At 70.4% G+C, this 6853-nt stretch carries 7 protein-coding genes; 5 read left to right on the plus strand and 2 right to left on the minus strand.

The genetic code is table 11. From position 1 onward, the window contains the following. Positions 1–271: 271 nt before the first annotated feature. The 4 genes from AB0G74_RS10135 (at position 272) to AB0G74_RS10150 (ending at position 4054) form a co-directional block, all read left to right on the plus strand. A complete protein-coding gene (locus AB0G74_RS10135; protein ID WP_361142831.1) occupies positions 272–1267 on the plus strand; it encodes an ABC transporter substrate-binding protein in 996 nt (331 codons plus the stop codon). A 75-nt stretch (positions 1268–1342) separates the two neighbouring features. Next, entirely contained in the window at positions 1343–2305 is a 963-nt protein-coding gene (locus tag AB0G74_RS10140) for an iron chelate uptake ABC transporter family permease subunit (RefSeq protein WP_361142834.1), read from the plus strand. Beyond that, positions 2298–3299 (plus strand): iron chelate uptake ABC transporter family permease subunit, encoded by a 1002-nt coding sequence (locus AB0G74_RS10145; protein ID WP_361142837.1) that lies wholly within the window; start codon positions 2298–2300, stop codon positions 3297–3299. The genes AB0G74_RS10140 and AB0G74_RS10145 overlap by 8 nt, the downstream gene beginning before the upstream one ends. Beyond that, on the plus strand, positions 3296–4054 hold the full coding sequence (locus AB0G74_RS10150) for an ATP-binding cassette domain-containing protein (protein ID WP_361142840.1): 759 nt from the start codon (positions 3296–3298) through the stop codon (positions 4052–4054). Before AB0G74_RS10145 ends, AB0G74_RS10150 begins: the two co-directional genes overlap by 4 nt. An 87-nt stretch (positions 4055–4141) precedes the next feature. Here AB0G74_RS10150 and AB0G74_RS10155 read toward each other — a convergent pair whose 3' ends face one another. Continuing rightward, positions 4142–4723, minus strand: a complete 582-nt coding sequence (locus AB0G74_RS10155; RefSeq protein ID WP_361142843.1) for an EF-hand domain-containing protein — start codon at positions 4721–4723, stop codon at positions 4142–4144. 443 nt (positions 4724–5166) lie between these two features. Between AB0G74_RS10155 and AB0G74_RS10160 the strand changes: the two genes are divergently transcribed. Then, positions 5167–5721 carry a hypothetical protein gene (locus AB0G74_RS10160; protein WP_361142846.1) on the plus strand — a complete coding sequence of 185 codons (555 nt, stop codon included), beginning with the start codon at positions 5167–5169 and terminating at the stop codon, positions 5719–5721. A gap of 75 nt (positions 5722–5796) precedes the next feature. Here the strand turns inward: AB0G74_RS10160 and AB0G74_RS10165 are convergent, their stop codons facing one another. After that, positions 5797–6432 carry a hypothetical protein gene (locus AB0G74_RS10165; protein ID WP_361142849.1) on the minus strand — a complete coding sequence of 212 codons (636 nt, stop codon included), beginning with the start codon at positions 6430–6432 and terminating at the stop codon, positions 5797–5799. Positions 6433–6853: the final 421 nt, after the last annotated feature.

The following is a 6853-nucleotide window of genomic DNA, read 5'->3' on the forward strand; positions in this document are numbered from 1 at the left end:
GGGCCTCACCGGGAGGGCCGAGGCGCTGGGCCCCCATGGCCGGAGGCCGCCCGGCGCGTGGCCCAGGAGTGTGACGGGCGTCGTGGCTGAAAACGTATGCGCGGGCTAGCCTCCTGCGCGGCGCTCCCCGGCTCGGACGTATGCCGATTTGAGACATGTTTATCGGTCAAGCACGGGAAAAACTTAGGTTAGGCTAAGCAAAGCAGTGCGTCACCGCAGCCCCGTCGCCCCCGCGACACCCGCTGCCTTTCCGTCCGAGGAGTCCTCCGTCGTGCGTTCCGTCCGTTTTCGCAAGAGCGTCGTGGTGACCAGTACGGTCCTGTGCGCGGGTCTGGTGCTGAGCGCCTGCGGCAAGTCCGACGAGAAGTCGGATTCGGCCAAGGGCAAGAGCCAGGGCGAGGTCAGCATCACGACCGCCAAGGGCGAACTCAAGGTGCCCCTGAAGCCGGCCCGGGTCGCCGCGCTCGACAACACCTCCTTCCTCACGCTGAAGGCGTTCGGTGTGAAGCCGGTCGCCGTGCCGAAGGGCCTGCTGCCGAACGAGGGCTTCGAGGACTGGAAGAACGATTCCTCGATCAAGGACGTCGGTACCCACCGCGAGCCCAAGTTCGAGGCGCTGAACGCCAGCGAGCCGGACCTGATCATCGGTGGCTACCGGTTCACCGACCACCACGACAAGCTGACGAAGATCGGCAAGACGATCGACGTCGCCCCGACGGACGAGGCCAAGGACGGCTACGTCGCCGCCCTCAAGACCCAGACCACGACGCTCGGCAAGGTCTTCGGCCAGGAGGCCAAGGCCAAGGAGATCGTCGACGCCCTCACCAAGGCCGAGCAGGACGCGGTGAAGTCCACCAAGGGCGAGAAGGTCTTCCTCGCCGTGGCCAGCGCCGGCAAGGTCGACAACGGCGCCAGCCGGATCGGCCGGCTCACCCAGCCGCTGAACCTGAAGAACGTGCTGAGCGCCGAGGGCGAGGACAGCACCTCCGTGCACAACGACTCCGGGCTCGCCCCCGAGACGATCGCCAAGCTCAACCCCGACTGGATGATCGTCCTCGACCGTGACGCCGCCGTCGGCGCCAAGGAGGGCACCGAGGCCGTCGCCGCGAAGAAGATCATCGAGGGCATGGAGGCGTGGGACAAGACCACCTTCCGTACCAAGGGTCAGGTCGTCTACCTGGACAACGACTTCTATCTGACCGAGGGCATCCAGGCGTACACCGACGCCTTCGGCCAGGTCGCGACCGCCTTCAACGCCGCCGGCTGATCCCTTCCACGCCGTTCGCCCCGGCCCCCGTCAAGGGGCCGGGGCGGCCGTGCACCCACCCGTCCCGGAAGCCCGATGCGCCGAATACCCCTGCTGCTGGCCACGCTCGGTGTGCTCGCCCTGGTCACCGCCTCACTCTTCGTCGGCGGCTACGACATCGATCTGCGCGGTCTCTTCACCGACCCCGATGAACGGGAGATGTTCCTGATCTCCCGGGTCCCGCGCACCCTCGCCCTCGTTCTGGCGGCCGCCGCGATGGCGGTCTCCGGTGTGATCATGCAGATGCTGGTCCAGAACCGCTTCGTGGAGCCGACCACCACCGGCACCAGCGAGTGGGCGGCCCTCGGCATCCTGCTGCTCACCCTGCTCGCCCCCGGCGCCTCGCCCCTGGTGAAGATGGGCGCCGCCAGCGCCTTCGCCTTCGCGGGCGCCGTCGTCTTCCTCTTCGTACTCGGCCGGATCGCGCTCAAGTCGCAGGTCATCGTGCCGATCGTGGGCATCATGCTGGGTGCCCTGGTGAGTGCTGTGACGCTCTACATCGCGTCCTCGGAGAATCTGCTCCAGATGCTCGCCACCTGGCGTTCGGGCGGCTTCAGCTCCATCGTCCGGGGCAACTACGAACCGCTGTGGGTGGTCGGCGCGATCCTCGTCGGCCTGTACGTCCTGGCGGACCGGTTCACCATCGCCGGTCTCGGCCGGGACACCGCCACCAGCCTGGGGCTGCCGTACCGCCGGATCCTCTTCACCGGACTGGTGATGGTCGCCCTGGCCACCGGGGTGACCACCGTCGTGGTCGGCTTCATCCCGTTCCTCGGACTGATCGTGCCCAATCTGATCTCGATGATCCGCGGTGACGACGTCCGCGCCAATCTGCCCTGGGTGGTGCTCTCCAGTGTGGCGCTGATGATCGCCTGCGATCTCGTCGGGCGGACCGTGGTCTTCCCGCTGGAGATCCCGTCGACCGTCGTCCTGGGCGCCGTCGGGGCGGTCCTCTTCGTCGTGATCATTCTGCGTCAGCGGGAGAAGGCCCATGTCTGAGATCTCGACCCTCACCCCGGCCGCCCCGGCCCGGCCCCGCCGGGTCCTCCCGCCGGTCGCCCGGCTCGCCGTCGCCGCCGTGCTCGCGACCGCCGCCGCGCTCTGCTATCTCTTCCTCTTCATCGAGGGCTCCTTCGACTTCGCCTTCGAACGGCGGACCACGGTCTTCTGGACCATGGCCGTGGTGGCGTTCTGCCACGCCGTGGGGACCGTGGTCTTCCAGACCATCACGCACAACCGGATCCTGACCCCGTCGATCATGGGCTTCGACGCGGTCTACATCCTGATGCAGACCCTGATGGTGGCCTTCTTCGGCGGCAGCGTGCTGGCCGTCACCGACGGCATGCCGAAGCTGATCACCCAGACCCTGCTGATGGTCGGCTTCACCATGCTGCTCTTCAGCTGGCTGTTCTCCGGCCGCAACGGCAGCCTCCATGTCCTGCTGCTGGTCGGTGTGGTCCTCGGACTGGCCTTCCGCAGCCTGTCGGACTTCCTCCAGCGGCTGCTGTCACCCGCCGAGTTCGACGTCCTGTCGGCCCGGCTCTTCGGCCGGCTCACCAGCGCCGAGGTCTCGTACCTCCCGCTCGCCACCCTGGTCTGTGTGGTCGTCGGCGGGGTCGTCCTCTACCGCTGCTACCGGCTCGACGCCCTGCTGCTCGGCCGGGACACCGCCACCAACCTCGGCATCTCCCACAAGCGCGAGCTGACGGTGATGCTGCTGATGGTCTCCCTGCTGATCGCGATGGCGACGGCCCTCGCGGGCCCGATGACCTTCTTCGGCTTCGTCACCGCGATCCTCGCCCACCAGCTCGCGGGCACCCACCGGCATATCGTCGTCCTGCCGATGGCGTTCCTGATCGGCATGATCACCCTGGCGGGCGGCCAGTTCGTGATGGAACACGTCTTCTACGCCTCCGGCATGCTCACCGTCGTCATCGAGTTCCTCGGCGGGGCGGTCTTCCTCCTCCATCTCCTCCGGAAGGGCACCCTGTGATCGAGTTCACCGACATCACCAAGTCGTACGGTGACCACACCGTGCTCGGACCGGTCTCCGGGCAGATCCCGGCGGGCGGTGTGACCTCCCTCGTCGGCCCCAACGGCGCCGGGAAGTCGACCCTGCTGACCATCATCGGGCGGCTCGCCGAACCGAACTCCGGCACGGTCACCGTCGACGGGCTCGACGTCCACAAGGCCAACTCCCGCGACGTGGCCAAGCTGCTCTCCATCCTCCGCCAGGAGAACCACTTCACCGCCCGGGTCTCCGTCCGCGAACTGGTCTCCTTCGGCCGCTTCCCGCACTGCCGGGGCCGGCTCGCCAAGGACGACATCGCCAAGGTCGACGAGGCGCTCGACTTCCTCCACCTCGGCGACCTCCAGCACCGCTATCTCGACCAGCTCTCCGGCGGCCAGCGCCAGCGGGCCTATGTCGCGATGGTGCTCGCCCAGGACACCCGGTACGTGCTGCTGGACGAGCCGCTCAACAACCTCGACATGAAGCACTCCGTCCGGATGATGAGCCAACTGCGGCGGGCCGCCGACGAACTCGGCAAGACCGTCGTCCTGATCGTGCACGACATCAACTTCGCCGCCACCTACTCCGACCATGTCATCGCCCTGCGCGACGGGAAGATCGCCGCGTCCGACACGGTCGACGGGATGATGCGGGCCGAGGTGCTGACCGAGGTCTTCGACACCCCCGTACGGATCCACGAGATCGACGGGCGGCGGACGGCGGTCTACTACCGCTGAACCCCTGACCGAGGGGCGGGCGGGTCCGGTGGTACGCCACCGGACCCGCCCGCCCCCGTCCGCCGGAGCGCCGCCCGGCCCGGCCCCTCAGTCGTCCAGCGGACCCAGCAGCCAGCCGCCCGGCCCGTGCGGATCGTCGTCGAAGTAGTAGGCCCGGATCGACTCCAGCAGATCGTCCCGGCCGATCAGCCCGTCCCCGTCGGTGTCGAGCCGTCCGAAGACCTCCCGCGCGTCCGTCGCGGGCAGCCCCATCAGCGCGCCCGTCCACCGCACCTGCTCGTCCCGGGTCAGCCTGCCGTCGCCGTCCCCGTCGACCACGTCCATCAGGGCGTCGAGGAAGGGCCGGTACGCCCCGTCGAACGAGGCGGGTGTCACCAGCGCCCCGGCGGTGAAGGCCGTCGCGTACTCCTCCTCGGTGATCCGGCCGTCCCCGTCCAGATCGGCGTTGGCGACCAGATGCGCCCAGAGCCCGAGGCTCAGCTCCCGGACCCGGCCCAGCGCCGCGCACCCCGGCTCGCGGCCGAACGCCGTGCCGAGCCGGGCGACGGCCGCCTCGAAGTCGGCGCGCTCCACGAAGCCGTCGCCGTCGGTGTCGTACGTCGCGAACCTGCGGGCGAGCCGCCGCCGCAGAAACGCGTTCTCCTCCGGATCCCGTACACCGGTCCCCATGCTGTCGCTCCCCTCGGCCGGACCCGCGCCCGGCGCCCTCGCGCCGTCGGTCCCTCGTCCGCATTCCTACCGCGAACCCGGTGCCCCGGGGGCCAAAAGCCCGCGTACGGACCGCCGCTGAGCCCTCGTTACCTTGATCACTTCGAGCTTCCGTACGACCGGATTGACATGTTCCGGACGCTTGTTCGGCTTATCCTTACTTTTCATTTACATACATGTGTCCGCCGTGGCTCGCCACGGCGGACACCGCTCGCCTGGTCCGGTACGGCCACCCTGGGCGGACGGCAGTTCGCCTGGAGCGCCGGTCAGTCCTTCTCCGGCGGCGGTCGCTACCACCGCTGACCGCACCACCACCGTCAACCGTCGTCTACGACCCGGGGGTCGGCCGTCCGCACCGCGCGGAAGGCCGGCCCCCGGCTCCGCACCCGGGAGAACCGAGCCCCATGACCGACCCCGCGACACCCCTGCCCGCCTTCGAGCCCCCGGCCGAACGCGCCTTCCTCGACTGGGCGCACGAGGTCTGCGAGCGGCTCTGGCTCGAACCCGGCGAGGACCGTACGCCCGATGACTTCCTCGGCTTCCTGCGCCGGACCTACGCCGACAACGGCGCACTCCCCGCCGAGCTGCTCGCCCCTCTGGTCCAGGAGCGCCGGACCGCCGAGGCGGGCCGCTTCCTGGCCCGGCTCGCCGGGCCGGTACGGCGGGAGACCGGGTTTGACCTCGGGGACATCCTCCTCTCCGAGCCGCCGGACGAGTTCCAGCCCACCGGGACCACGCAGATCGGCAACATCACCGTTCTCGGCGTCCGGAGCCCCGACATCGCCTGCGAGACGGCCGAGGGCGTACAGGACTATCTGATGTCCCGGCACCGGACGGTCTGGCCGCGGTGCCCGGCGCACCGGCTCGGCTACCACCCCGTACTGACCGGCACCGCCCCGGAGTGGGAGTGCTCGGGGGGCGGGGGACACCGGGTGCCCGTCTTCGCCGACGGGAGCTGACCCGGCGCGTCCGGCGGCGCGGGCGCGCCCGTGTTCCGCCCGGTTCCCGGCCCGCCCGGTTCACGGACGCCGGGGTCAGGCGGCGGGCAGTCCGGACGGCAGATCGCAGCCCGCGTCCCGGTGGCTCTGCCGGGCCGCCGCGAGCGCCAGTTCCTGTACCGCCGTACGGGCCCGCTCGACATCCCGCTCACGGACGCCCGACGGCAGCCGGACCGTCACCCCCAGACTGCGCGGCCCCTCCGGGGACTGCGCGCCGGGCGCGCACGGCACCAGGATCGCCGCCGCCCGGCCGGAGGAGCGGCCGGAGTTCCCGGGGCCGAAGCCCCGCAGCTGCCGGTCCGGATAGTCCCGGGCCCGGACGGTGGAGAACCAGCCCGCCACCGGCTCGGTGGCCAGCATCTCCGTATGGGCCACGAACAGCATGTTCCGGTCACCGTCCAGGATCCGGCAGGCCGTGGCGTAGCCGTCGGACTTCTTCACCCGCCGCTCCGCGGTCCCGGCGCTGAAGCGGTACGTACCGGTGGCCGGGAGTATCCCGTCGAGCGTCCTCGCGGCCGGTTCGGCGGGGCCGAGCTGGGCGCAGACCCGGTCCACGGCGATCCCGCCCCCCTCACCGTCGCCGCCGAACGGGGGACCCCCGGCGGCGTAGTAGACGGCACCGCCCACCACCAGCACGGCGGCGGTCGCGGCGGCGATGGCGTTCTTGCGCATGGGTGTCACTCCGACTCCGGGGTCCTGGGCGGTGCCTCGCCGTCGATGCGGTTCTCCGCATTCGTCCGCCCGCGTGGCCCGTCGCGCGGCCCATTCTGCTACGTGCCGTCGTAGTAGTCGCGCGCCGGTGTGCGGGAACCCGGGGACTCGGAAGATCACCGAGATCGCCCGACCACCCGGGGCGGCCCCGGACACGGCGGCCCGCGCCGTCCACCCAGCGGGGTGAGCTTGTCGGGCGACCGCGCGCACCCACAGGCGGTCCGCAGACCGCCGACGACGCTCGGGCGCCGGGCGCGGTCCGGGCTTGAAACGGCGGCTAGTCGATTATGTCGTCGGGGGAGGGTCCGGCGCCGTGTCGGGTGGCGCAGGTGGGGCAGGCGTATTGGACGAGTGGTGGGGCGCTGGCTCGTTCGGTGACGCC

The sequence above is a fragment of the Streptomyces sp. NPDC020875 genome (assembly GCF_040641415.1).
Classification (GTDB): domain Bacteria; phylum Actinomycetota; class Actinomycetes; order Streptomycetales; family Streptomycetaceae; genus Streptomyces.

Bases quoted from the DNA above. Each gene is read 5' to 3' on its own strand.
- AB0G74_RS10160 (WP_361142846.1), top strand. From the start codon at position 5,167: ATGACCGACCCCGCGACACCCCTGCCCGCCTTCGAGCCCCCGGCCGAA.
- AB0G74_RS10155 (WP_361142843.1), bottom strand. From the start codon at position 4,723: ATGGGGACCGGTGTACGGGATCCGGAGGAGAACGCGTTTCTGCGGCGG.
- AB0G74_RS10165 (WP_361142849.1), bottom strand. From the start codon at position 6,432: ATGCGCAAGAACGCCATCGCCGCCGCGACCGCCGCCGTGCTGGTGGTG.
- AB0G74_RS10145 (WP_361142837.1), top strand. From the start codon at position 2,298: ATGTCTGAGATCTCGACCCTCACCCCGGCCGCCCCGGCCCGGCCCCGC.
- AB0G74_RS10140 (WP_361142834.1), top strand. From the start codon at position 1,343: ATGCGCCGAATACCCCTGCTGCTGGCCACGCTCGGTGTGCTCGCCCTG.